24 protein-coding genes and 1 rRNA gene are annotated in these 24,074 nt (G+C 71.1%); 15 read left to right on the top strand and 10 right to left on the bottom strand.

The window, feature by feature from the left end; genetic code table 11:
* Nucleotides 1-110: 110 nt before the first annotated feature.
* Both ABZ386_RS26210 and ABZ386_RS26215 read right to left on the bottom strand, forming a co-directional pair.
* Nucleotides 111-1,109: an inorganic phosphate transporter gene (locus tag ABZ386_RS26210; protein WP_114253896.1), complete on the bottom strand. Its 999-nt coding sequence runs from the start codon at nucleotides 1,107-1,109 to the stop codon at nucleotides 111-113.
* A 7-nt stretch (nucleotides 1,110-1,116) separates the two neighbouring features.
* Nucleotides 1,117-1,737, bottom strand: a complete 621-nt coding sequence (locus ABZ386_RS26215) for a DUF47 family protein (RefSeq protein WP_020269925.1) — start codon at nucleotides 1,735-1,737, stop codon at nucleotides 1,117-1,119.
* A gap of 246 nt (nucleotides 1,738-1,983) precedes the next feature.
* Here ABZ386_RS26215 and ABZ386_RS26220 point away from each other — a divergent pair, with 246 nt between their 5' ends.
* Nucleotides 1,984-2,364 (top strand): metal-sensitive transcriptional regulator, encoded by a 381-nt coding sequence (locus tag ABZ386_RS26220; RefSeq protein WP_358966049.1) that lies wholly within the window; start codon nucleotides 1,984-1,986, stop codon nucleotides 2,362-2,364.
* Nucleotides 2,365-2,376: 12 nt separating this feature from the next.
* Here ABZ386_RS26220 and ABZ386_RS26225 read toward each other — a convergent pair whose 3' ends face one another.
* Together ABZ386_RS26225 and ABZ386_RS26230 are read right to left on the bottom strand one after the other, a co-directional pair.
* Nucleotides 2,377-2,550 (bottom strand): hypothetical protein, encoded by a 174-nt coding sequence (locus tag ABZ386_RS26225; protein WP_355712843.1) that lies wholly within the window; start codon nucleotides 2,548-2,550, stop codon nucleotides 2,377-2,379.
* A gap of 85 nt (nucleotides 2,551-2,635) precedes the next feature.
* Nucleotides 2,636-3,487 (bottom strand): hypothetical protein, encoded by an 852-nt coding sequence (locus tag ABZ386_RS26230; RefSeq protein ID WP_351338123.1) that lies wholly within the window; start codon nucleotides 3,485-3,487, stop codon nucleotides 2,636-2,638.
* Between the two features lie 138 nt (nucleotides 3,488-3,625).
* Here ABZ386_RS26230 and ABZ386_RS26235 point away from each other — a divergent pair, with 138 nt between their 5' ends.
* Nucleotides 3,626-3,799 (top strand): hypothetical protein, encoded by a 174-nt coding sequence (locus ABZ386_RS26235; RefSeq protein WP_351338121.1) that lies wholly within the window; start codon nucleotides 3,626-3,628, stop codon nucleotides 3,797-3,799.
* Nucleotides 3,800-3,873: 74 nt separating this feature from the next.
* Nucleotides 3,874-5,418, top strand: coding sequence for an FAD-binding oxidoreductase (locus tag ABZ386_RS26240; protein WP_358966052.1), 1,545 nt, complete (start codon nucleotides 3,874-3,876; stop codon nucleotides 5,416-5,418).
* 57 nt (nucleotides 5,419-5,475) lie between these two features.
* Here the strand turns inward: ABZ386_RS26240 and ABZ386_RS26245 are convergent, their stop codons facing one another.
* The 4 genes from ABZ386_RS26245 to ABZ386_RS26260 all read right to left on the bottom strand — a co-directional run bounded on the left by ABZ386_RS26245 (nucleotide 5,476) and on the right by ABZ386_RS26260 (nucleotide 9,404).
* On the bottom strand, nucleotides 5,476-6,183 hold the full coding sequence (locus ABZ386_RS26245; RefSeq protein ID WP_356616460.1) for a phosphatase PAP2 family protein: 708 nt from the start codon (nucleotides 6,181-6,183) through the stop codon (nucleotides 5,476-5,478).
* 246 nt (nucleotides 6,184-6,429) lie between these two features.
* Entirely contained in the window at nucleotides 6,430-7,437 is a 1,008-nt protein-coding gene (locus tag ABZ386_RS26250) for an NlpC/P60 family protein (RefSeq protein ID WP_198678211.1), read from the bottom strand.
* Nucleotides 7,438-7,710: 273 nt separating this feature from the next.
* Entirely contained in the window at nucleotides 7,711-8,436 is a 726-nt protein-coding gene (locus ABZ386_RS26255) for a trypsin-like peptidase domain-containing protein (RefSeq protein WP_355712853.1), read from the bottom strand.
* 35 nt (nucleotides 8,437-8,471) lie between these two features.
* A complete protein-coding gene (locus ABZ386_RS26260; protein WP_358966056.1) occupies nucleotides 8,472-9,404 on the bottom strand; it encodes an oxidoreductase in 933 nt (310 codons plus the stop codon).
* A gap of 89 nt (nucleotides 9,405-9,493) precedes the next feature.
* Between ABZ386_RS26260 and ABZ386_RS26265 the strand changes: the two genes are divergently transcribed.
* The 8 genes from ABZ386_RS26265 to ABZ386_RS26300 all read left to right on the top strand — a co-directional run bounded on the left by ABZ386_RS26265 (nucleotide 9,494) and on the right by ABZ386_RS26300 (nucleotide 19,659).
* A complete protein-coding gene (locus ABZ386_RS26265) occupies nucleotides 9,494-10,096 on the top strand; it encodes a TetR/AcrR family transcriptional regulator (RefSeq protein WP_351338105.1) in 603 nt (200 codons plus the stop codon).
* A gap of 251 nt (nucleotides 10,097-10,347) precedes the next feature.
* Nucleotides 10,348-11,634: a S53 family peptidase gene (locus tag ABZ386_RS26270; protein ID WP_358966059.1), complete on the top strand. Its 1,287-nt coding sequence runs from the start codon at nucleotides 10,348-10,350 to the stop codon at nucleotides 11,632-11,634.
* A gap of 479 nt (nucleotides 11,635-12,113) precedes the next feature.
* Nucleotides 12,114-12,422, top strand: a complete 309-nt coding sequence (locus ABZ386_RS26275; protein ID WP_004000049.1) for a hypothetical protein — start codon at nucleotides 12,114-12,116, stop codon at nucleotides 12,420-12,422.
* Nucleotides 12,423-12,628: 206 nt separating this feature from the next.
* Entirely contained in the window at nucleotides 12,629-13,465 is an 837-nt protein-coding gene (locus ABZ386_RS26280) for a hypothetical protein (protein WP_358966061.1), read from the top strand.
* Nucleotides 13,455-14,783 (top strand): hypothetical protein, encoded by a 1,329-nt coding sequence (locus ABZ386_RS26285; protein WP_358966064.1) that lies wholly within the window; start codon nucleotides 13,455-13,457, stop codon nucleotides 14,781-14,783. Before ABZ386_RS26280 ends, ABZ386_RS26285 begins: the two co-directional genes overlap by 11 nt.
* Nucleotides 14,780-16,336, top strand: a complete 1,557-nt coding sequence (locus ABZ386_RS26290) for an SCO6880 family protein (protein ID WP_356527257.1) — start codon at nucleotides 14,780-14,782, stop codon at nucleotides 16,334-16,336. Before ABZ386_RS26285 ends, ABZ386_RS26290 begins: the two co-directional genes overlap by 4 nt.
* Before the next feature lie 6 nt (nucleotides 16,337-16,342).
* Nucleotides 16,343-17,752, top strand: coding sequence for an ATP-binding protein (locus ABZ386_RS26295; protein WP_114253908.1), 1,410 nt, complete (start codon nucleotides 16,343-16,345; stop codon nucleotides 17,750-17,752).
* A 107-nt stretch (nucleotides 17,753-17,859) separates the two neighbouring features.
* Nucleotides 17,860-19,659, top strand: a complete 1,800-nt coding sequence (locus ABZ386_RS26300; RefSeq protein ID WP_358966095.1) for a TraM recognition domain-containing protein — start codon at nucleotides 17,860-17,862, stop codon at nucleotides 19,657-19,659.
* Here ABZ386_RS26300 and ABZ386_RS26305 read toward each other — a convergent pair.
* Entirely contained in the window at nucleotides 19,648-20,217 is a 570-nt protein-coding gene (locus ABZ386_RS26305; RefSeq protein WP_351338088.1) for a GNAT family N-acetyltransferase, read from the bottom strand. The two genes, ABZ386_RS26300 and ABZ386_RS26305, sit on opposite strands and share 12 nt — an antisense overlap.
* 93 nt (nucleotides 20,218-20,310) lie before the next feature.
* On the opposite strand from ABZ386_RS26305, the gene ABZ386_RS26310 reads away from it, so the two are divergent.
* From ABZ386_RS26310 to ABZ386_RS26325, 4 genes are read left to right on the top strand one after another with little or no spacing between them, the layout of a single operon-like run.
* Nucleotides 20,311-21,231 (top strand): ATP-binding cassette domain-containing protein, encoded by a 921-nt coding sequence (locus tag ABZ386_RS26310; protein WP_356616451.1) that lies wholly within the window; start codon nucleotides 20,311-20,313, stop codon nucleotides 21,229-21,231.
* Entirely contained in the window at nucleotides 21,228-22,007 is a 780-nt protein-coding gene (locus ABZ386_RS26315) for an ABC transporter permease (protein WP_358966068.1), read from the top strand. The genes ABZ386_RS26310 and ABZ386_RS26315 overlap by 4 nt, the downstream gene beginning before the upstream one ends.
* A 24-nt stretch (nucleotides 22,008-22,031) precedes the next feature.
* Nucleotides 22,032-23,276, top strand: coding sequence for a histidine kinase (locus ABZ386_RS26320; RefSeq protein WP_358966071.1), 1,245 nt, complete (start codon nucleotides 22,032-22,034; stop codon nucleotides 23,274-23,276).
* A complete protein-coding gene (locus ABZ386_RS26325; protein WP_351338078.1) occupies nucleotides 23,273-23,941 on the top strand; it encodes a response regulator transcription factor in 669 nt (222 codons plus the stop codon). The genes ABZ386_RS26320 and ABZ386_RS26325 overlap by 4 nt, the downstream gene beginning before the upstream one ends.
* Nucleotides 23,942-23,988: 47 nt before the next feature.
* Here ABZ386_RS26325 and rrf read toward each other — a convergent pair.
* A 5S ribosomal RNA gene (rrf, locus tag ABZ386_RS26330) occupies nucleotides 23,989-24,074 on the bottom strand; the annotation flags it as partial.

Below are 24,074 nucleotides of genomic sequence, written 5' to 3' on the forward strand. Positions count from 1 at the left end.
GCCACCTCCTGCCGAGACTCCTCGCGGTGCTGCATGGCGGTGCCACCGCGAGGCCGAAAAAGGGCCCGCCCCTGGCTCCCGGGGGCGGGCCTGTTCGTGTCCGGACCGAGTTACAGGAACGCCAGGTTCACGATCCCGAACGAGGCGGCGGCCACCAGAGCTGCGGCCGGCATCGTGATGAACCACCCCAGGATGATGTTCTTGGCGACGCCCCACCGCACGGCGTTCACCCGCTTGGTGGCCCCCACGCCCATGATCGCCGACGTGATGACGTGGGTCGTGGAGATCGGCGCCTTGAACAGGAACGCGGTGGCGAACATGATCGACGCGCCCGTCGTCTCGGCGGCGAACCCCTGCGGCGGGTCCAGCTCGATGATCTTCCGGCCCAGCGTCCGCATGATCCGCCAGCCGCCGGCGTACGTCCCCAGCGACAGCATCACCGCGCAGGCGATCTTCACCCACACCGGGATCGGGTCGCCGTAGTCCTCGACATCGGCGATGACGAGCGCCATCACCACGATGCCCATGGTCTTCTGGGCGTCCTGCAGACCGTGCCCCAGCGCCATGCCGGCCGCCGAGACGGTCTGCGCGATGCGGAACCCGCGCTTGGCCTTGTGGGGGTTCGCCTTCCTGAATATCCACATGATGGCGGTCATCACCAGGTAGCCGGCCAGCAGACCGACCACCGGGGAGATGAACATGGGGATGACGACCTTCTCCAGCACCCCGTGCCAGTAGACCGTCGTGCCACCGGCCAGCGCCGCGCCGACCATGCCGCCGAACAGCGCGTGCGAGGACGACGAGGGCAGCCCGAAGTACCAGGTGATCAGGTTCCAGACGATCGCACCCACCAGCGCGGCGAAGAGGATCCCCATCCCCTTCGACCCCTCCGGTGTCTGGATCAGGCCCTCACTGACCGTCTTGGCGACCCCGGAGCCCATGAACGCGCCGAGGAGGTTCATCACCGCGGCCATCGCCAGCGCGGCCCGCGGCGTGAGCGCCCGGGTCGACACGGACGTGGCGATGGCGTTCGCCGAATCGTGGAAACCGTTGGTGTACGTGAAGAAGAGCGCGACCCCGATGGTCACGACCAGAGCGAAGGTGTCCATGAAGGGCTCAGGACTCCTTGACGGCGATGGTCTCCACCGTGTTCGCCACGTGCTCGAACGCGTCCGCCGCCTCCTCCAGCACATCCACGATCTGCTTGAGCTTGAGGACCTCGATGGCGTCGTACTTGCCGTTGAAGAGGTGTGCCAGCAGCTTGCGGTGGATCTGGTCGGCCTGGTTCTCCAGCCGGTTGACCTCGATCCAGTACTCGGTGAGGTTCTCCATGGTGCGCAGGTGCGGCATGGCCTCGGCCGTCAGTTCGGCGGCGCGCGCCAGGACCTCGATCTGCTGCTCGACGCCCTTGGGCAGTTCCTCGACGTTGTAGAGGACGACCAGGTCGACGGCCTCCTCCATGAAGTCCATGATGTCGTCGAGGGACGAGGCGAGGGAGTAGATGTCCTCGCGGTCGAACGGCGTGATGAACGAGGAGTTCAGCTGGTGGAAGATCGCGTGCGTGGCGTCGTCACCTGCGTGTTCCGCTGCCCGCATACGCTCTGCGATCTCGGCCCGGGCGGAAGCGTCCGCCCCGAGCAGTTCCATCAGGAGTTTCGAGCCCGTGACGATGTTGTCCGCGGAGGCGGCGAACATGTCGTAGAAGCTCGTCTCCCTGGGGGTCAGACGAAAGCGCACGTGGGGTCCTCGGGGTGCTTCGGTTTCGGTCAGGCTGATGCTAGGCGCATCATCCGGCCACGGCTATCGGGCCGCCCACCAGTGTCGCCCATCAGGCACAGTGATGAGCACGGGGGCGGCCCAGGGGCGGGATCCAGCCGTTGCGTACGACTGTGTACGGCATCGGCCAAGGGGCGTATACCCAGTAAAGTTCGGTACCATATACCCACTAGGGGTATATGTCGGCTCACCGCCCAGGAGGACGCGATGACGACCATCAAGGCCGGCGCGGGAGCGCCCTCCGACGGCACGGATGTCGCGCATGTCACCCCCGCTGCGGAGGTCGTGACCGATCACGACCAGGGCGTGCACGGGTACCACAAGCAGAAGGACGAACACCTCAAGCGCCTGCGCCGCATCGAAGGCCAGATCCGCGGCCTGCAGCGCATGGTCGACGAGGACATCTACTGCATCGACATACTCACGCAGGTCTCCGCCTCCACGAAGGCCCTGCAGTCCTTCGCCCTGCAGCTGCTGGAGGAGCACCTGCGCCACTGCGTCGCCGACGCGGCCCTCAAGGGCGGTGACGAGATCGACGCGAAGGTGAAGGAGGCGACCCAGGCGATCGCCCGCATGCTGCGGACGTGACCACGCCCGGGTTCAGCTTCCCGAGGTGTCCCGTTCCTCGGCCACTCTCAGCACCTCGTCGATGCTCTCCAGGCTGAGCCGCTCCTGCGCGGCCGAGGCCGCGATGATCAGCTCTCCGCACAGCTCGATCTCGGCGAGGGCCACGTGGTCCTGAACTGCCGTACCGCCGACCGGAGCCACGTGCATCACCTCATCTCTGCCGTTACCGACTTCCTAGAGTAGGGAGCGGCCTACACGCCGCGCATGGCACGGACGGGCTAGTTCGCGCCGGTCACTCCTCGGCGATCCGGCCCGCGTAGATGTCGCCGTCGTCCGGCAGCCGCACGCGCGCCGAGGCCCCGAAATCGTAGAGCAGGGTGGTCGAGGCGACGGCGACGGGGCTCTTCTGCTGCCCGTTCAGGAAGCTGAAGCGGTGGCGGACCTTGCGGATGCGGCCCTCGTCGTCGAGGTAGGCGTCGAACGGCACTTCGGCCGTGGCGAACCCTTTCGCCGCCGCGCCCAGGGACTCGGCGTTGCCGGCGGAGGCGCGCCGCGCGGCGGCGCCGAGGTCGGCCGTGCCCCGGTAGTGCCGCACTCCGGTGCCCGCGACCTCGGTCCGGCCCAGGTACGTCGCCGACCGCGTGCCGCGCAGCACCTCGGCCGCGGCGTACGGGTCGGTGGCCCCGCCGGTGACGAGGTTCCCGTCGGACAGCGTCCGCGTGTCCACCCGCACCCACTTGTCCGGGGGCACACCGGCGCCCCGGTTCTTCATGAACAGGGCACCCGGCGCGAGGAGTTCCGTGATGGGCCGGCGCTCGGCGGCCCCCGCGGGATCCTGCGGCAGCAGCACCTTCAGCCGCCCGAGCCGCTTGCGGTAGTCGTAGACCCCCGCTCCCCGGATGGTCACCCGGGTCCCGCCGGCGGCCATCTCCATCGACGTACGGGCCTTCGAACTCCCCGCGTCCACGAGCCGGTCGGCGGCCCGGCGCAGCACGAGGACCGCGTCCCCGCCGCGCGCGTCCCCGGCGACCGCGTCTCCTCCGGAGCACCCGCCGGCGCCCAGTACCGCACCGGCCACGGCCCCGGCCGCGGCGACCGCCGCACCCGTCCGCCTGCGCCGCCGTTCCCGCTGCCGCCCAGTCATCGCCTGCCTACCCCCAGCCGGTACGTCCGTCACGGGCCCCCTTGTTGTTCCGGTTAACGACGGGTATGTGCCCCCGTCACGCGAGCGCACCGGCGCCGGCATACGAACCCTTTACCTGCGGTGGGTAACGTTGTCGCCGTGGCGCAGCAGGACGGGCTGGAAACTCCCCCCAACCTCCCGGAACACCGCACGACGACCATGGAGCAGGGCCGCTTCTGCATGGCCCGCTGCACCTGCGGCTGGCGCGGCCCGGCAAGACGGGCCCGAAGCCAGGCCCGCACGGACGCGGAGAAACACGAGGGTCTCGCCTAGCGGCTCCGGACCGAGCGCGTGGAACCCCGTACCCCACCACCCCGTCTCCCACGACGGAACCACCGGGAGGCCCCATGGAACGGCGTACATTCCTCGCAGTCGGCACGGCGGGCATCGCCGCGGCCGCGACCCCGCTCACCGCCGCCTGCACGAAATCGGACACCCGCTCCGGGGCCACGGCCACCGCCACGACCAGGCGAACACTCGCCGGGGCAGCCGACTGGTCCGCCCTCGCCCGCGACCTCGACGGCCCCCTCGTCCGCCCGGGCGACACCAGTTGGGCCACGGCCCGGCAGCTGTACAACACCCGCTTCGACAACCTGAAGCCCGCCGCCGTCGCCTACGTGGCCCACCCGGACGACATCCGCACGGCCCTGTCCTACGCCCGCGCCCACGCCCTGCGCGTGGCGATCCGCAACGGCGGCCACTCCTACGCCGGCTGGTCCTCCGGCAACGGCCGCCTGATCATCGACGTCTCGAAACTCAACCGCGTCCGCGCCTCCGGCGACACCGCGGTGATCGGCGCCGGCGCCAAACTCATCGACGTCTACCGCGCCCTGACCGCGAAGGGCGTCACGATCCCCGCCGGCTCCTGCCCCACCGTCGGCGTCTCCGGCCTCACCCTCGGCGGCGGGCACGGCGTGGTCTCCCGCGCCTACGGCCTGACCTGCGACAGCCTCACCCAGGCCACCCTGATCACCTCCGACGGCAAGCAGCTCACCGCGAACGCCCGCGAGCACAAGGACCTCTTCTGGGCCCTGCGCGGCGCCGGCAACGGCAACTTCGGCGTCGTGACGGAACTGCACTTCAGGACCCACCCGGCCCCGCAGGGCGTCTCGGCCCACCTGTCCTGGCCCTGGTCGAAGGCGGCAGCGGTGGTGAAGGCCTGGCAGGAGTGGGGCCCGGCACAGCCCGACGAGATCTGGTCCTCCCTGCACCTGGCGAGCGCCGCCGGGGGCACCCCGACCGTCTCGGTCTCGGCCTTCTCCCTCGGCACGTACGGCGAACTGAAGAACGCCGTGGACCGCCTGGCCGACCGCGTCGGCGCCCCGGCCCGCAGCGTCTCCCTCAAGCGCCGCTCGTACGAGGAGTCGATGGAGGTGTACGCGGGCTGCTCCTCGTTCCCGACGGACGCGCAGTGCCACCTGCCCGGCTCGACCCCCGGCCGCTCCCCGAAGGGCGCGCTGGGCCGCGAGACGTATTCCGCGGCGTCGGACTTCTTCGACCGCTCCCTGTCCGCGGCCGGAATCCGCACGCTGCTGTCGCAGGCCGGCTCGGTGCGCGGCGGCACGGGCAGCATCGCGCTCACCGCCCTCGGCGGAGCGGTCAACCGCGTCCCGCCGACCGCCACGGCGTTCGTGCACCGCCGCTCCCGCATGCTGGCCCAGTACATCGCCTCCTGGCGGCCGGGCACGAGCGGCGCCACGGCCCGCGACTGGCTGGCCGCCGCCCACAAGGCGATGCGGCCGTACGCCTCGGGCGCGGCGTACCAGAACTACACGGACCCGACCCTGACCGACTGGCGCAAGGCGTACTACGGCGACGCGGCGACCCGCCTGGCGAAGCTGAAGAACCAGTACGACCCGACGCGCTTCTTCACGTACCCGCAGGCCCTCTGACGCGAGCCTCTGCCGCGAGCCCTTCGCCGCGAGAGCGCTGCGCCGCGGGCCGGAGCGCTACGCGGCGAGGTCCCGCTCGGACGCCCCGGCCTGCTCACTGCGCGCCCCGGGGATCACCGAGTCCTGCTCGGCCGGTCCTCTTCCCCGGGCCCGGATCAGCCACCCCACGCGCGGCGACCGCTCGATCGCCGTCGTCACGGGCGTCAGCAGGGCCATGGCCGGCGGCGACAGCAGCAGGGCCACGGCCGTGCCCAGCGCGAACCCGCCCACGACGTCCGTCGGGTAGTGCACGCCCATGTAGACGCGGATGAAGCCCCCGAACAGCGCCAGCACGAGTCCGATCAGCCCGAATTTTCGGTTGGCGACGAACAGGCCGACCGCCAGCGCCATGACGATCGTCGCGTGGTCGCTGACGAAGGAGTAGTCGGTCTTGCCCTTGACGAGGACGTCCAGCCCCTGGTGGTCGAGGAACGGCCGGGGCCGCTCCACGAATCCCCGTATCGGCACGTTCACCAGCACGGCGATGCCCGCCGCCAGCGGCGCCCAGATCAGCGCCGCGACGGTGGACGCGGCGTCCTCGTCCCCGCGCCGCCGCACCGACCACCAGCACCACACGACGAGCAGGACGATGGCGAGCAGCAGCCCGTACTCACCGACGTACTCCATGACGCGGTCGAACCACGCCGGCGCGTCCTTGGCCAGGCCATTGATGTCGTAGAGCAGGTCGACGTCGGGGTTCGACCCGGATTCGGCGAGTCCAGCCATGGTGCTGCGGCCCCTTCGTCGTTGACTCCCGGCGCACCTGTGCGTGCGCCGCTGCTGCCACCCCCGTGGTTGTAGATCCGCTTCCGCTGCACGCGTGCGTGACACGTGCCCAGTGACGTCTGCTCGGCTACGTCACCAGGAACGCATGGTCCCCGTTGATACGTTCCACACTCCACCGAATGATCACGCAGACGTTATCGAAGAGAGATACGTTGTCGCAGCTCAGGGGGTGGGTTCACACTCGGTTCACACCGTCGTGGGCAGTGCTTTCGCGCCATCTTCGGTGACGCGGGTGGCCCCGAAGTAGTCGGGGGTGTCGATCGGGTCGAATCGGATGACCGCGCCCGTCCGCGGCGCGTCGATCATGTACCCACCTCCGACATAAATGCCGACATGCCGGATGGCACGTGAATTGGTGAGGTCGTCCGAGAAGAAGACGAGGTCGCCCGGGAGCAGTTCGTCCCGGCTGGGGTGCGGCCCCGCGTTGTACTGGTCGTTGGCGACGCGCGGGAGCTTGATGCCCACGCTCGCGTAGGCGGCCTGCGTCAGACCCGAGCAGTCGAAGCGTCCGCCCTGCTCAGCGGTGCCGGTGCCGCCCCACAGGTAGGGCGTGCCGAGCTTCTTCTGCGCGTACTCGATCGCGCCGGCGGCCTGCTCGGAGGGGTCGACCCGCCCGACGGGCGCCGCGAAGCTCTCCGAGAGGGTGGTGATCCTCTTCACGTAGTTCTGCGTCTCGCGGTACGGCGGCACGCCCCCGTACTTGATCACCGCGTACGCCCCCGCGTTGTACGCGGCCAGCATGTTTTCGGTCAGATTCCCGCCGACTTTCTTCACGTACGACGCGAGTTCGCAGTCGTAGGAGGCGGCCGAGGGGATCGCGTCCTTCGGGTCCCACACATCGCGGTCGCCGTCGCCGTCGCCGTCGATGCCGTGGGAGGCCCAGGTGCCGGGGATGAACTGCGCTATGCCCTGCGCGGCGGCGTGGCTCTGGGCCCTCGGGTTGAAGCCGCTCTCCTGGTAGAGCTGGGCGGCGAGCAGGGCCGGGCTGATGGCGGGGCAGAGGTTGCCCCACTTCTGCACGAGGGCCGCGTACGCGGCGGGCACCGAGCCCTTGGCCAGCGATTTCGCCCCGCCGCCCACGCCGTTGACCAGGTTCCCGGCGACGATGTAGACCCCGACGACGAGCAGCATCACGAAGGCCAGGGCGGAGCTGATGGCGACACTCGCCACGATCCACGCCTTACGCACCGTCAACCGCCCCTCACTCACCGGGAGTCCGTCGCCTGGCCAGTGTAGAGGCGGCCGCCGGGCTCGGGAATGATCACGGAGGGGAAGTCGGGGGGCGGAAGGGGGGACGGGCCACGGCACGGGCGGCACGACGTGGGGCACGGCCGGGGGCGGGTGCCGCGACTGGGGCCCGGCCGGGGGCGGGTGCCGCGACTGGGGCCCGGCCGGGGGCGGGTGCCGCGAGGGGCCCGGCCTGGAGCGGGCGGGACGGACGGGGGCGCGGCCGGAGCACGCCGGGTGTCACGGATCCCCCGCCGCCTCCCGGTACAGCCGTTCCGCCTCCGTGCCGAGCACCACGCTGTAGGAGACGCCCGGGGTCGTGCCGCCCTCGTCGTGGCCGCCGAGGATCCCGACGACCTGTCCGTTGCCGTTCACCCAGGGGCTGCCGCTCGTGCCGCCGCTGAAGCCGGGGCATTCGACGCGCTGCTGGGTGGCGCTGTGCGCGACCGGCTTGTCGGTGCAGGTGACGGGCGTCTCACGGGAGTTGGGATACCCGGTGACGGTCACCGCGGTGGCCCCCGTCGCCGTACCGGTCGTGAACGCGTTCCCGCCGACGACGTCCTGCACCTCTCTCCCGCCGCGCGGCGCGACCACGAGGAACCCGACATCGCTGTCCTCGTGCCGCCCGTGCACCCACCCCGGAGGAAGGAACCGCCGGGTGACCTTCCACACGCCGTAGGGCGCACGCCCGTTCCGGTACCCCGGCACGAAGTCCAGGCCCCCGTCCCCGCCCAGGCAGTGCGCCGCGGTGACGACCAGGTTCCGGTGCGGTGCGGCCACCACCGACGCCGTGCAGAAGTGCCCGCCGGCCAACCGCCCCGCCCGCGCGGCGGGGACGAGCACCCCGACCCGCGCGTTCCCCGCGGCGACGGTGACCCGGAAGGGCCCGGCCCCGTCGTCGGCGGTCGCGGTGGACGCGGTGACGAGTGCGACGAGCAGCACGGCGACGACCAGGACGCGCTTCATCGCAGCGACTGTGCCCGACGAAGGTGAGAGAAGCGTCAGACGCGGGTCCGCTCGTCCCGCGCGAGCGGGAAGGAGGCCCCCGTCAGCTCCTCCGACACCTCCCACAGCCGACGGGCCGTCAGCGGGTCGCTGGCCGCGCGGGAGCGGCCCACCAGGGTCGGGGCGCCGCGCAGCTCGCCGAGGCCGTCGGGGCCGACGTAGCTCGCGCCGGGCAGGTCCTGGGTGGCGGCGTAGAGCGTGGGGAGGGCGCCGGCCCTGTCGTCCTGGGCGAAGAGCCGGTTGCCGAGACGCATGGCGGCGCGTGCCGCCGGGTGGGCCGCGTGGCTCTGCAGGTTGGTGGCCGCGTAGCCGGGGTGGGCGGCCAGGGCGCGGACCGTCGAGCCCGACTCGGTCAGCCGGCGCTGGAGTTCGAGGGTGAACAGGAGGTTGGCGAGCTTGGACCGGGCGTAGGCGCCCTGCGGGGTGTAGTCCGACGCCATGTCCAGGTCGTCGAAGGCGATCCGTGCGCCGCCCCAGCGGTGGGCGCCCGAGGAGACGGTGACGACCCGGTCGGTGAGGTGCGGCAGCAGCAGATTGGTCAGGGCGAAGTGCCCGAGGTGGTTCGTGCCGAACTGCATCTCGAAGCCGTCCTTGGTGCGCTGCCTCGGCAGCATCATCACGCCGGCGTTGTTGACGAGGAGGTGCAGCGGCTGCTGCCAGGCGTCCGCGAAGGCCCGTACGGAGGACAGGTCCGCGAGGTCCAGCCGACGCACCTCGGTGCTGCCGCGCACGGCGGCCGCCGCGGCCCGCCCGCGCTCCGGGTCCCGTACGGCGAGGACGACGTGCGCCCCCGCGCGGGCCAGCGCGTCGGTCGTGGTGAGGCCGATGCCGCTGTTGGCACCGGTGACGACGACGGTCCGCCCGGTGAGGTCGGGGAGGCGGCGCGCGCTCCACGCCGCGCCGCTCTTGCTGTCTGTTTTCTCAGCCATGCACCGAATGTAGGCGGCGACAACAATGCTGTCAATGACAACAATGCAGTCGGTGACAACAATGATGGCGGCGTCAACATCGGGATACGATGGTGCGCATGCCGGAGAGCCGCCCCTACCACCACGGAGACCTGCGCTCCACCCTGCTCGCGGGCGCCGAGCGCACCCTGCGGGAGAAGGGCGTGGGCGCGCTCTCGCTGCGCGAACTGGCTCGTGAGGCGGGCGTGAGCCACGCGGCCCCCGGCCGCCACTTCAAGGACAAGCAGGCCCTGCTCAACGCCCTGGCACTGGCCGGGTACGACCGGCTGGGCCAGGCCCTGGAGGGCGCCGACGACCCCGCCCTGCCCCTGGAACGGCGGCTCACCGCCCTCGCCCGGGCCTATCTCGCCTTCGCGATCGACAACGCCGCGCTGCTGGAGCTGATGTACGCCCGCAAGCACGAGCCGGACGCCTCGGAGCAGATGGCGGCGGCCGCCGACCGGACGGTGGGCTCATTCGCGCGGGTCATCGCCGACGCCCAGGAACGCGGCGAGATCATCGCGGGCGACCCGGAGCACCTCATCCTGCTCACCGGCGCCACCCTCCAGGGCATCGCCTCCTTCGCCGCGGGCGGCATGCTCGCCCCCGGGGCGGCCCTCGACGGCATCGAGGAACTGGTCCACCTCCTCCTGCACGGCCTCAAGCCCCGCTGATTCCGGGCCCCTTGGGTCACACGGGTCAGGCCCCTCGGGTCAAGCCGCGCCCATTCAGCGGCCATCGGCCCGTCATCGGCCGGTAAGCACCACACCCGCCTCGGTAAGGCGGAAGTCAGGATTCCGAAACCTGTCTTGTTGTCACGTACCCAACAAGCGATCGTCGTCGCGGGTCGCCGCCCCCGCCGGGAACCACACCGGCGGAACCCCCACCCGCAGGCCTCTGTCCACCACTGCCAGGAGGCTGTACCTTGCGCACGACACCCACCCACTCCGCCGGCCGCCGCAGATGGCACCGGATCGGCTCCGCCGCCACCGCCACCGCCGCCCTCCTCCTCACCGGCCTCACCACCGCCGCCCACGCGGACGCCGCCCAGGCGAGCCCTTCCAAGGTCACCTGGACCCGCTCCTGCGCCCTCCCCCGCCACCCGGGCGAGATGGCCTGCAACGCCCTGCGCGTCACGGGCGGCCGCACCGCCTTCCAGCAGCAGCACGGCATCTCCCCCAAGGCCGCCGACGCCACCAGCCCCTCCGGCTACGGCCCCGCCGACCTCCGCGCCGCCTACGGCCTGACCTCCGCCGCCACGAGCAACGGCAGCGGCCGGACCATCGCCATCGTCGACGCCTACGACGACCCGAACGCCGAGTCGGACCTCGCCGCCTACCGCTCGCACTACGGCCTGCCCGCCTGCACCACCGCGAACGGCTGCTTCAAGAAGGTCGGCCAGACCGGCTCCACCACGTCCCTGCCCGCCCCCAACAGCGGCTGGGCCGCCGAGATCTCCCTCGACCTGGACATGGCCAGCGCCGTCTGCCCGAACTGCCACATCACCCTCGTCGAGGCCAAGTCCGCCACCATGACCAACCTCGGCACGGCCGTCAACGAGGCCGTCAGCCTGGGCGCCAAGTACGTCTCCAACAGCTACGGAGGCGGCGAGTCCTCCTCCGACGCGACCTACGACTCCACCTACTTCAACCACCCCGGCGTCGCCATCACCGTCAGCGCGGGCGACGCGGGCTACGGCGCCGAGTACCCGGCGGCCTCCCGATACGTGACCTCCGTGGGCGGCACCAGCCTCACCGCCTCCTCCACCACCCGCGGCTGGACCGAGAGCGTCTGGTCGACCAGCAGCACCGAGGGCACCGGCTCCGGTTGCTCCGCCTACGACACCAAGCCGGCCTGGCAGACCGACACCGGCTGCGCCCGGCGCACGATCGCCGACGTCTCGGCCGTCGCCGACCCCGCGACCGGCGTCTCCGTCTACGACACCTACGGCGCCGACGGCCAGGGCTGGGCCACCTACGGCGGCACCAGCGCCTCCGCCCCGATCATCGCGGCCGTCTACGCCCTGGCGGGCACCCCGTCCAGCGGCTCCTACCCGGCGAAGTTCCCCTACGCGAACACCAGCGCCCTGAACGACGTCACCAGCGGCAGCAACGGAACCTGCGCCACCAGCTACTTCTGCACCGCCCGGACGGGCTACGACGGCCCGACCGGCTGGGGCACACCCCAGGGGCTCGGCGCCTTCACCGGCTGACCTCCACCACCTCGTGACGGACCGTCACCGAGGAACACCGCCGAGGGCCGTGGGGGCCCGAGGCGGGCAGGGGAAAGAACGGGCCGCGGCAACCCAGCCGCGGCCCGTTCGCCGTGCCGGGTAGCCTTCACCCGGAGAACACCGGCGCGACCACTCACCCGACCAGCCGTCAGAAACCGCACGGAAAGGTGAGAAAGATCGCAAGAGGGCACAACGACGGAACCGCACCCCAGGTTTCGCTCAGGCCTCATTGCCCGGCGTGACCTGCCGTGATACACAGAGTGACCATACGATCCTTCGTACACCGCCCGTCGCCTCCCTTAGGGGCCGGAGCGGAACGGTGGCAAGGTATTCGTACGAAACCCGCCAATCAATGACGCCAAGTCGACATACGACAGCGTCATTGTCGGCGAGAATGAGGCCTGACCTCTGCACGACCGCAGAGGATGCGGAACTACCCAACAGGGGCGGTGACTTACATGCTCTTTGCGGCCGATAAGGGAGACATCAACACCATCATCGGCGGGATCGCTCCGGACTGGGGCCCCTTCGGCAGCCTGGGCAACGAGGCCAAGGTGATGATCGAGGTCGTGATGGCGGTGGCCATCCTGATCTGCCTCGGCATCGCCATCTGGGGCGCCGCCAAGCAGCGCATCGGTGCCACGGCCCTCCGCGACACCTTCAGCGCGGAACAGGGCAAAGGCCTCATCATCGCCGGCCTCACCGGAGTCTTCATCATCGGCTCCCTGGGCACGCTCTTCACCATCGTGTACGGCATGGCCGTGTAACCCGGGCAGCGCCGCCCGGCCGGGCACGCCCGGCTCCCTCCCCCCTCTCCATCCCACCCGCCCGTCGTGCCCACCGGCTGAGGTTGCGTTTCCCTGATGTCGAGTCACCACACCGCGCCCACGCGGGAACCAGCACGGCTACCGTCGTACGAGAAGTACGACCGGTACGAAGTGTTTCCGCACGACGTCGAGGGGGCGTACGCGGCATGAGTCTCGGTGACGAGCGCGAGGCCTCCGGCGGCTACGGCGGCACGGGCCAGACCCGCACCCGCCTGCCCGACACGGGCTCCGACCCCTACGGCACCCCACGCCGCGCCCCGCGCTCCTCGTCCCGCAGCCTGGTCACGGTGGTCGGCGTGGTCGTCCTCCTGATCGCAGCAATCGCCTTCGCGAACCGGGGGGACGACGACCCGTCATCTCCGACGGACGGCTCGGCAGCCAAGCCGGGGGCCACGGCGACGGCGCCCTCCGGTCAACGCCCTGTCCGGTCCAAGTCTGCCGCCGGTGTCCCGTCGGGCTTCGCCCAGGACCAGCAGGGGGCGGAGAGCGCGGCGGCGAACTACGCCGTCGTGCTCGTCTCGGCCGACATCCTCAAACCCGCGCGGCGGCCCGAGATCGTCCGTCAGGTGTTCGACCCCGCGAGAGTCGCCGCGCTGGAGAACAACCTCGACCGCGTGTACGACAAGGCGTTCCTGGACAAGGTCGGCCTGGACGAGAACGGCGACGCCCCCAAGGGCAGCACGTACGTGTCCCGCACCATGCCGGTCGGCACCAAGGTCACCGACTTCTCGGGCAGCACCGCCACCGTCGAGGTGTGGTGCACGGGCGTCTACGGCATGACGAGCGAGACCTCGCAGAACCCGGTCACCAGCGACTGGTTCACCATGACCCTGCAACTGCGCTGGACCGACGGCGACTGGAAGGTCGACAGCTTCTCCCAGAAGGAAGGCCCGGCGCCGGTCAACGGCGACAACAAGGTGTCGACGTCGGACGACATCTCGAAGGCCGTCGAGGAGTTCGGAGGGTTCACTTATGCCCGGTAGCCCGCGCCGTGGAGTGAAGGTCGCCGCAACCCTCGCCGCCGTTCAGACCGCGTTGGTCCTGTTCGCCACCCGGGCGGTCGCCGCCCCCACGCCGTCGCCCAGCCCCAGCAACGACAACTGCTCCCTGCTCTCCGGCAGGGCCAGGGAGATCTGCGAAGGCGACACCGGCAGCGGCGGCGGAGGCGGCGCCGACCGCCTCGCCCCCACCTCCACCCTCGACCCCCTCTCCTCCCTCGCCAAGGGCTGTGCCGACGCCGCCTCCTGGACCGTCGACAAGCTCAGCGAGGCCGTGAAGGAGACGGCCAACGTCGACTTCACCAACCCCAAGTTCCTCCAGCAGTACGCGGTCGTCTTCGCCGCGTCGACGATCCTCACGCTCCTCCTCTGGCTCCTGGCCGTGGCCAAGCGGGCGGTGCGCGGCGTCCCCCTCACCACCGCCCTGTCCGAAGCCATCGGCTTCCTCTGGTTGACCGTCCTCGCCTCCGCCTTCACCCCCCTGATCCTCTACACCGTCGTATCGGCCACCGACGGCATCACCGAGGTCCTCGCCAAGGCCACCGGCGACCAGACCGACGCCTTCTTCGGCACATTCTCGGAGGCCCTCAAGAAGGGCGAGGACATCGGCGGCGGCCCCATCATGCTGATCGTCGTCTCCCTGGTCAGCATCCTCGCCGCCGGAGTTCTCTGGCTGGAGCTCGTCATCCGCGCCGCCCTGCTCTACGTCGGCGCCCTCCTCGGCACCGTCGTCTACGCAGGCCTCGTCGACAAGAACCTGTGGGGCCACGTCCGCCGCTGGGCCGGCATCATGATCGCGGTCATCCTCGTGAAGCCCGTGATCGTCATCGTCCTCGGCCTCGCCGGCGCGCTCTCCGCCGACGACGGCCCCGACGCCTTCTCCGCCGTCGTCTCCGGCCTCGCCATCATCCTGCTCGCCATCTTCGCCAGCGCGATGATCTACCGCTTCGTCCCCGGCTTCGGCGACGAGATCGCCGGCTCCCGCAACAACCGCATCATGCGGGGCGCCGAGAGCAAGGCCGCGGCCGTCATCAGCTCCCCCGCGTCCCTGGTCGCCCAGGGCATCAAGACCCACAGCACGCGCGCCGACAACAACGGCGGAGGCAGCCAGTCCTCCGCTCCCCGCCCCAGCAACCCCGCCTCCGGCGGAGTCGCCGCGCACAGCACGCGCCCCTCGAACGGCGGCGGCGGATCTGTCCCCTCCGCCGCACCCGCCCCCCGTTCGAGCAGCCCCGTCAACACTCCCCACGCCAGCAACACCCGCAACAGCAGTACCAATCGCACGGGAGGTGAAGGGCGTTGACGACCGAGTCCCACGTGTCCCATCCGGTCACGCCCCGCCGGACATATCTGATCGGCCGCGCCCGGCCGAACGCGATCATCGGCCGCAACCGCGAGACCGGCGAGATCGCCCTGATCGTCGTGGGCGCGTTCCTCGGCATGATGTGCGGGCTCCTCGTCCCGGTGCTGTCCCTGCGCATCGTGCTGCTCGCCGGGTTCCCGATGCTGGCGCTGGCCGCGGTGTACGTGCCCTACAAGCACCGCACCTTCTACAAGTGGTTCGAGATCAACCGCAGCTACAAGCGCACCCTCAAGCGGGGCGCCACCTACCGCTCCGCCGCCGTCGAGGCCGGCACCCGGCTCGACGGCCGCGAGGTCGAGGTCGGCCCGCCCCCCGGCATCGGCCGCATCACCTGGCTGTCCGCCCCCTTCGGCCCGGACGAGATCGCCGTGCTCCTGCACGCCGACCGCAAGACCGTCACGGCCGCCATCGAGATCGAGGGGCCCGGCGTCGGCCTGCGCGACAGCGAGGACCAGGAGGCCCTGGTCGACCGCTTCGGCACGCTGCTCAAGCACGTGGCCAACGGCGACGGCTTCGTCACCCGCCTGCAGATGCTCGCCCGCACCCTGCCCGCCGACCCGGACGCCCACGCCAAGGACGTCGCCGTCCGCGGCGACGACAAGGCCCTGCCCTGGCTGCAGGAGTCCTACGACCAGCTCCAGTCGATGGTGTCGACCAGCAGCGAGCAGCACCGCGCCTACCTCGTCGCCTGCATGCACTACACGCGCGACCTCGCCGCCGAGGCCAACGCCATGGCCCGGGCCGCCCGCGCCCACGGCGGCAAGGTCGACCGGGACGCCGGACTCGCCGTCGTCATGGCCCGCGAGCTGACCGACATCTGCTCGCGCCTGCAGGAGGCCGACATCCGCGTCCGCCAGCCCCTCGGCCAGAGCAGGCTGTCGTCGCTGATCCACTCCATGTACGACCCGGACCACCCGATCGACCACATCCAGGCGATGACGAAACGTAATGCCTGGCCGGCCGAGCTGGACGCCATGGAGCCCACCTACCTCCAGGCCAAGACCCGCGAGTCCTCCACCCGCGCCCCCTGGTGCCACGCCACGGCCTGGGTGAAGGAGTGGCCGATGACCCCCGTCGGCGTCAACTTCCTCGCCCCGCTGCTCGTCCACACCCCGGACGTCATCCGCACGGTCGCCGTCACCATGGACCTCGAACCCACCGAGGTCGCCATCGAGCGCATGCTCACGGAGAAGACCAACGACGAGGCCGAGGCGTCCCGCGCCGCCAAGATGAACCGCACCGTCGACCCGCGCGACGTGGCCGCGAACTCCCGGCTCGACCAGCGCGGCGAGGACCTCGCCAGCGGCGCCGCCGGCGTCAACCTCGTCGGCTACATCACCGTCAGCTCCCGCTCCCCCGACGCCCTCGCCCGCGACAAGCGCACGATAAGGGCCTCGGCCGGAAAGTCGTACCTCAAGCTGGAATGGTGCGACCGCGAGCACCACCGCGCCTTCGTGAACACCCTTCCCTTCGCCACCGGCATCCGGAGGTAGGACCTGATGCGGGATCCGCTGTCCGTCCTCACCGAGGCCTTCACGTCCTTCCTCTTCGGGAAGGTCGAGACGACCCGGCTCCCGGTGCGCACGTCCACGGGCCAGGCCCAGGCGGTCTACCTGCCGACCGCCGCCCCGGGCCTCGGCGACTCGGGCGTCATCATCGGCCGCGAGGTGTACTCCGGAAAGGGCTACATCTACGACCCCTTCCAGCTCTACGGCCAGCAGCTCCCCGCCCCCCACTGGCTGGTCCTCGGCGAGTCCGGCAACGGCAAGTCGGCGCTGGAGAAGACGTACGTCCTGCGCCAGCTCCGCTTCAAGGACCGCCAGGTCGTCGTCCTGGACGCCCAGGGCGAGGACGGCGTCGGCGAGTGGAACCTCATCGCGCAGGAGCTGGGGATAACTCCCATCCGCCTGGACCCGATGGCCGCCCTGGACATGGGGATCCGTCTCAACCCGCTCGACCCCGCGATCACGACGACGGGCCAGCTCGCGCTGCTCCGCACGATCATCGAGGTCGCGATGGGCCACGGCCTGGACGAGCGCTCCGGCTTCGCCCTCAAGGTCGCCCACGCCTACGTCAACGAGACGATCACCGACCGCCAGCCGGTCCTCTCCGACATCGTCGAGCAGCTGCGCCACCCCGAGCCCGAGTCGGCCGAGGCGATGAACGTCGCCATAGACGACGTACGGGCCTGGGGCCTCGACGTCGCCCTGGTCCTGGACCGCCTGGTCGACGGTGACCTGCGCGGCATGTTCGACGGCCCGACCACGGTCGGCATCGACCTCGACGCCCCGCTGATCGTCTTCGACCTCTCCCACATCGACCGCAACTCCATCGCCATGCCCATCCTCATGGCGATCGTCGGCGTCTGGCTGGAGCACACCTGGATCCGCCCCGACCGGAAGAAGCGCATCTTCCTGGTCGAGGAGGCCTGGCACATCATCAACAGCCCCTTCGTGGCGCAGCTCTTCCAGCGCCTGCTGAAGTTCGGCCGACGCCTGGGCCTGTCGTTCGTGGCGGTGGTCCACCACCTGTCCGACGTCGTGGACGGCGCGGCCGCGAAGGAAGCCGCGGCGATCCTGAAGATGGCCTCGACCAGGACGATCTACGCCCAGAAGGCCGACGAGGCGAGGGCCACGGGCCGGGTCCTCGGCCTGCCCCGCTGGGCGGTCGAGATCATCCCGACCCTCACCCCCGGCATCGCCGTCTGGGACGTCAACGGCAACGTCCAGGTCGTCAAACACCTGGTCACGGAGACCGAACGCCCGCTGGTCTTCACCGACCGCGCGATGACCGAGTCCTCCGCCGACCTCCCGGACGACGCCCTGCACGCCGCCGAGATCGAGGCGGAGGAGAGGGCAGCGGCCTTCGTGGAGCACCACATGGGCGACTCCGAATCGACGGTGGCGTAGGCGCAGGGGAGGAACGCGTGAGACCGGACGACCGCCGCACCCAGCGGGACGGCCAGGGAGGCATCCCCGACGGCCTGCTGGTCGGCATACTCGCGTTCCTCCTCGGCATGACCCTGCTGGTGTGGACGGCCACGGGCCTCGCCGCCTGGTTCGCCCACGGCGCCTGGCCGTCCGGCGTCACCTTCACCCGCACCCCCCTCGCCATGCGCGGCCTCATCGCCGAGCCCCACGACATCCCCGGCGCCTGGCCCGGCACACCCCCCGGCCAACTCTCCGGCTACGGCCTGTTCTGGGGCCTGTTCATCGGCCAGCTGATGGTCCTGTTCGTCCTGACGGTTTTCGTCCTCGGCACGGTGGCCCGCTGGCGCGCAGGCCGAGCAAGACGCCGAGCCGAGAAGAGGACGACGACGGCAGGGGACCGAGCACCGTACAACGCACCGGGCGCGACCGGGCCAACGCACGAGGCACAAACCCCGCCCCGACACGAGACACCGGCACCAGCACAGCAGGCCACACACCCGCCGACCCAGCACGGCCCACATACACCGGCCCAACAGGACGCACCGGCACCGACCCCGGCGCAGCACGAGGTACCCACGGCGGCACAGGCACAGCACGAGGCGCCGGCCCAACACGGCACACCCACATCACCGCAGCCCACCGCCCCGCCACCACCGCACCCCACCACCCCCACGCAGCCACACCCCACAACCCCCACGCAGCTTCAGCCGACAACCCCCATGTCGGCGCAGCCCCCCACACCCCCGTCGGCGCAGCACGACGTCCCCACCCCCCGCCGCGCAACGGCCCCCCAACCACCGCACCCCTTGGGCCCGACGGCCCCCCAACCACCGCACCCCCTGGACCCGACAGCCCCCCTCACCAACCCCCCACACGCCACGGCAACCCCGCCCCCGCCCCCGCCCCCGGCGGCCATCCCCACAACCCCGGCTTCTCTGTTCGGCCAGGAACGGGTGGGCGGGTGGGAAAAAATCCACGTAGCCCCAAGGGAAACCCGCCAGACCACCGCCACCCAAGCGGTAGGCGACGCGGAGGGCCCCGCCCTCATCGTCACCTCCAACCCTGCCCTCTGGCAGGAAACAAAAGACGCCCGAGGAAAACTGGGCCCCACCCACCTCTACGACCCCACCCACCTCTGCGACACCCCGTCCCGCCTCCACTGGTCCCCCACCACCGGCTGCGAGGACAGGGAAACGGCGACAGCGAGAGCCACGGCCCTCCTCACCCCCGTACGCCCGACCGCCAAACTCGACCAGGCGGTCACCGACACGGCCACCACCCTCCTGCGGAGCTACCTGCACGCCGCGGCCATCGACGGCCGCACCATCCGCCACGTCCACCGCTGGTCCCAGGGCACCCAGATCCAGGACGCCGTCCGCATCCTCCGCACCAACCCCAAGGCCGCCCCCGGCTCCGCGGGCGAACTCGAAGGCGCCCTCACGGCCCACCCGGAACGCCGTGACATGGCCCAGCAGCTGACGACCCGCGCCCTCGCGGCCCTCTCCACGGTCAACATCCGCAACGCGTGCACTCCCAACCGAAGTGATGCCCTCGCCTTGGATTCCTTCGTCCACGAAGGGGGCACGCTTTATGTGGTCGGTGAATCCATCGAGGACCCCAGGACCAGCCCGGGCGCGATGCCCTTCCTGACGGCCCTCGTCTCCAGCGTGGTCGAGCGCGGCCGGCGCATGGCCGAACGGTCATCCTCCGGTCGCCTCGACCCACCACTGACGCTCGTCCTGGACGACGTCGCGGCCGTGGCCCCGCTTCCCCAACTCCCGGAGCTGCTGGCCACCGGAGCGGACCGGGGCATGCCGACCCTGGCCCTGCTCCGGTCCCGCGAACAGGGCCGCGCCCGCTGGCCGCACGACGAACTACCCGTCTGAAAAGGGCACCCCCACAGCGCTCCGCTCAAGCACGAACTCCAACTCCAGCTCCCCGGCGTCCCCGAGCGGCACGGTCACCCCACTCGGCAAGAATCCCACCCGCCGATAGAACCGCTGCGCCCGCCCGTTCTCCTCGTGCACGAAGAGCCGCACCCGCTCAAGACCCCGCCCCCACGCCCACTCGAGCGCGGCGTCGAACAGCACCTCGGTCAGCCCGCTCCCGCGCTCCTCCGGCCGCACGAACACGCCGACGACATGCCCCTGCTTCCGCTCCACCGGAAGCCCGGCCCAGTCGGTCGTCCCCGGCTCCTCCACGAGCACGGTCACCGTCGCCACCCACCGCCCATCGGGCCCCTCGGCGATGATCTGCTGCCGCGCGTCCGCCCCCTCCGCGGCACCGGCCGTCCGCTCCTGCCAGAAGGAGTCCGGCCTGGCCACGGCCTCCTCGTACGTCTCCAGGAAGGCCAGGTGCGCCACCGGATCCCGCAGCGCCGCGAGCCGCAACTCCTTCACGGCGGCCCACTCATCAGCACGGACGGACCGGATCACATAGCTCATGCGGGCCACGGTAGTACCCGGGTACGACACCCCTCACCCCGATTACCCCGCCGGTCCGACGCCCGCCGCCCCCGCACGCACGAGCATCGAAGCATGCTGACCGCACACGAACTCACCAAACGCTACGGCGACCGGACGGTCGTCACGGACCTGTCCTTCACGGTCCGCTCCGGCACGGTCACCGGCTTCCTCGGCCCGAACGGCGCCGGCAAGTCCACGACCATGCGCATGCTCCTCGGCCTCGACGCCCCCACCCGTGGCCACGCGACCGTGGGCGGACGCTCCTACGCCGCCCACCCGGCACCCCTCACCGAGGTCGGCGCCCTGCTGGAGGCCCGCTCGGTCCACCCCGGCCGCACGGCCTTCCACCACCTGCGCGCCCTCGCCCACACCCACGGCATCCCCCGCACCCGGGTCGAGCAGGTCCTCGGCCTCACCGGCCTGACCGACGTGGCCCACCGCCGAGTCAAGGGCTTCTCCCTCGGCATGGGACAGCGCCTCGGCATCGCCGCGGCCCTCCTCGGCGACCCGGCGGTGCTCATCCTCGACGAGCCGGTCAACGGCCTCGACCCGGAGGGCGTCCTGTGGATCCGCAACCTGCTCAAGTCCCTCGCCGCGGAGGGTCGTACGGTCTTCGTCTCCTCGCACCTGATGAGCGAGATGGCCCTCACCGCCGAGCACCTGGTCATCATCGGCCGCGGCCGTCTCCTCGCCGACACGACGGTCGCCGCATTCGTCCGTGACTCCGGCGCCGGCACCACCAAGGTCGTCACCCCGCGCGCCCCCGACCTCGTACGCGTCCTCACCGCCCCCGGCGTCGACATCATCACCGACACCCCCGGCACCCTCCAGGTCCGCGGCGCGGACGCCGAGCACATCGGCCGCACGGCAGCCGCCCACGGCATCCCCCTCTACGAACTCACCCCCAACGCCGCCTCCCTGGAGGAGGCCTTCATGGACCTCACCCGCGACGCCGTGGAGTACCCGGCGACCCTTGAAGGAGCAGCGGCATGACCACGGCGACCCTCCCCTACCGCGTGACCCCGGCCCGCGTCCTGCGCTCCGAGTGGCACAAGTTCTGGACCCTGCGCTCCACCTGGATCACCCTCGCCGTCACGAGCCTCCTGACGGCCGCGATGGGCGCGGGCCTCGGCGCCGCCTACGACGGTTCCGGCGAAGGCGGCATGGACACCGTCATGTTCGTCCTCCTCGGCACCCAGTTCGCCACGATCAACCTGGGCGTACTGGGCATCCTGGCCACCGCCGGCGAGTACTCCACCGGCCAGATCCGCGCCACGATGACCGCCGTCCCGCGCCGCCTGCCCGTCCTGTGGTCCAAGGCCGCCGTCCTGACCGCGACCGCCCTCCCCCTCACCCTGGCGACGAACCTCCTGACCTTCCCCCTCGCCCAGTCCTTCCTCACCGGCACTGACCTGTCCGCCTCCCTCGGCGACCCCGGCGTCCTGCGCGCCCTCGCGGGCAACGCGGCCGGCCTCACCCTCCTCGCCGTCCTCGCCCTCGCCATCGGCGCCCTGCTCCGCTCGGTCCCCATGGCCATCGGCGCCTTCATCGGCCTGATCATGATCCTCCCGGAGGTCCTGGCGATGCTCCCGTACGACGCCGTGGACAACGCCGTCCGCTACTTCCCGGGCAAGGCCCTGGAGTCCCTCACCACAGCCCAGCCCATGCCCGGCACGGCCTCCCCGGGCGCCGCCCTGCTCGCCATGCTCCTGTGGACGGCGACGACCCTGGCCCTGGCCGCCTGGGCCCTGCGCCGCCGAGACGTCTGACACCCGGCCCCGGAAACCCTCACCATGGACCCCGTGACGACGGAAGACCGGGCGCCGGAGCCCCTCACCGAGTACGCCCACCGCCTCACCCGCCGGGTGCGCGCCTTCGACCACCGCCATCCGCTGCTGTGGGACCTGCACTTCACCGGCTTCTGGGTGACGGCCGCCCTGATCGACTACTTCGGCGGCGGCTGGAAGCACAACGCCCACAGCGTGGACGTCCCCGGTGGACTCCTCCTGGCTCTGAGCCTCGGCCTCTCGCTCCCCCTGCTCCGCCGCCGCACCCACCCGGGGGCCGCCCTCGCCGCGACGGTCCCCTTCGCCCTCGTCAACGCCTGGACCGGTGCCGCCCTCCAAGCGGCCCTCCTCCAGCTGGTCCTCGTCTATCACCTGGCACTGCGCCGCGCCCTGCGCAACCTGTGGTGGGCGACGGCCCTGGTGATCGCCCCGGTCCTCGTGTCCGTCGTCCGCCATGGCGAAGGCAGCTGGGACCAGCAGATCGGCTCCCAGCTGATGTCCATCACGGTGGCCGCCCTCATCGGCGTCACGGTCCGCACCCGCCGCAACTACACCGAGGCCCTGGAGGACCGCGCCCGCCGCCTGGAGCGGGAACGCGACCAGCAGGCCCAGCTCGCCACCGCCGCCGAACGCGCCCGCATCGCCCGCGAAATGCACGACATCATCGGCCACAACCTCTCCGTCATCACGGGCCTCGCCGACGGCGGCCGATACGCGGCCGCCAAGTCCCCGGAACGCGCCGCCCAGGCCCTCGACGCCATCGCCACCACCAGCCGCCAGGCCCTCACCGAACTCCGCCGCCTCCTCGACGTCCTCGGCGAGGAGGAGAAACAGCAGGCGGACCTGACCCCCCAACCCGGCCTCACGGACCTCGACCAGCTCCTCGACGGCGTCCGCTCCGCAGGCCTCCCCGTCCGCACCACCACGCACGGCAGCCCCACCCTTCCCATCGGCCGCCAGCTCACCGTCTACCGCGTCATCCAGGAAGCCCTCACCAACACCCTGAAACACGGTGGCCCCGATGCCACCGCGGACATAGAGCTGTCCTACGAGGAAAAGGGCGCGGTCACCGTCACGATCATGGACACCGGCGACGGCGGCCGCCCCCAGAACCTCGCGGGCGGTCGCGGACTACCGGGAATGCGCGAGCGAACCGCCCTCTACGGCGGCACACTTGAGGCCGGCCCTCGCCCCCACCCGGAAAAGGGCTGGCGCGTCCGCCTACACCTCCCGGAGGAAACCCCGCAGTGACCACGGTCCTCATCGCCGACGACCAGCCCCTGCAACGCTTCGGCTCCCGCATGCTCCTGGAGAGCCAGGACGACATGACGGTCGTCGGCGAGGCGGCGAACGGCAGCGAAGCCGTCCGCATGGCGGCCGAGCTCCACCCCGATGTCGTCCTCATGGACATCCGCATGCCCGGCCTGGACGGCATCGAGGCGACCCGCCGCATCACCGCCGCGGGCGACCGCACCCGCATCCTGATCGTCACCACGTTCGACCTGGACGAGTACGCGTACGCCGGCCTCCGCGCGGGCGCCTCCGGCTTCCTGGTCAAGGACGCCCAGCCCGAGGAACTCCTGGCCGGCATCCGCGCGGTCGCCACCGGTGACGCGGTCGTCGCCCCGAGCCTGACCCGCCGCCTCCTCGACGCCTACGTCCACCACCTGCCGACCGACCCCTCGGCGGAGACGCCTCAGGAAGACCCCCGCCTCGCTTCTCTCACCGACCGGGAGCGCGAAATCCTGACGGTCATCGGCAAGGGCTGGACGAACACGGAGATAGCCACGCGCCTCCACCTGGCCGAGTCGACGGTGAAGACCCACGTGGGCCGTATCCTTGCGAAAACGGGTTCCCGCGACCGCATTCAGGCGGTCATCCTGGCCTACGACACGAAACTGGTCCAGCCGTCCTGAAACACAAAAAAGGCCCACACCGTAAGGTGTGGGCCTTTTCAATAATTGTTCGGCGGCGTCCTACTCTCCCACAGGGTCCCCCCTGCAGTACCATCGGCGCTGTAAGGCTTAGCTTCCGGGTTCGGAATGTAAC

Origin of the sequence: Streptomyces sp. NPDC006140 (assembly GCF_040628815.1) — a bacterium.
Classification (GTDB): Bacteria; Actinomycetota; Actinomycetes; order Streptomycetales; family Streptomycetaceae; genus Streptomyces.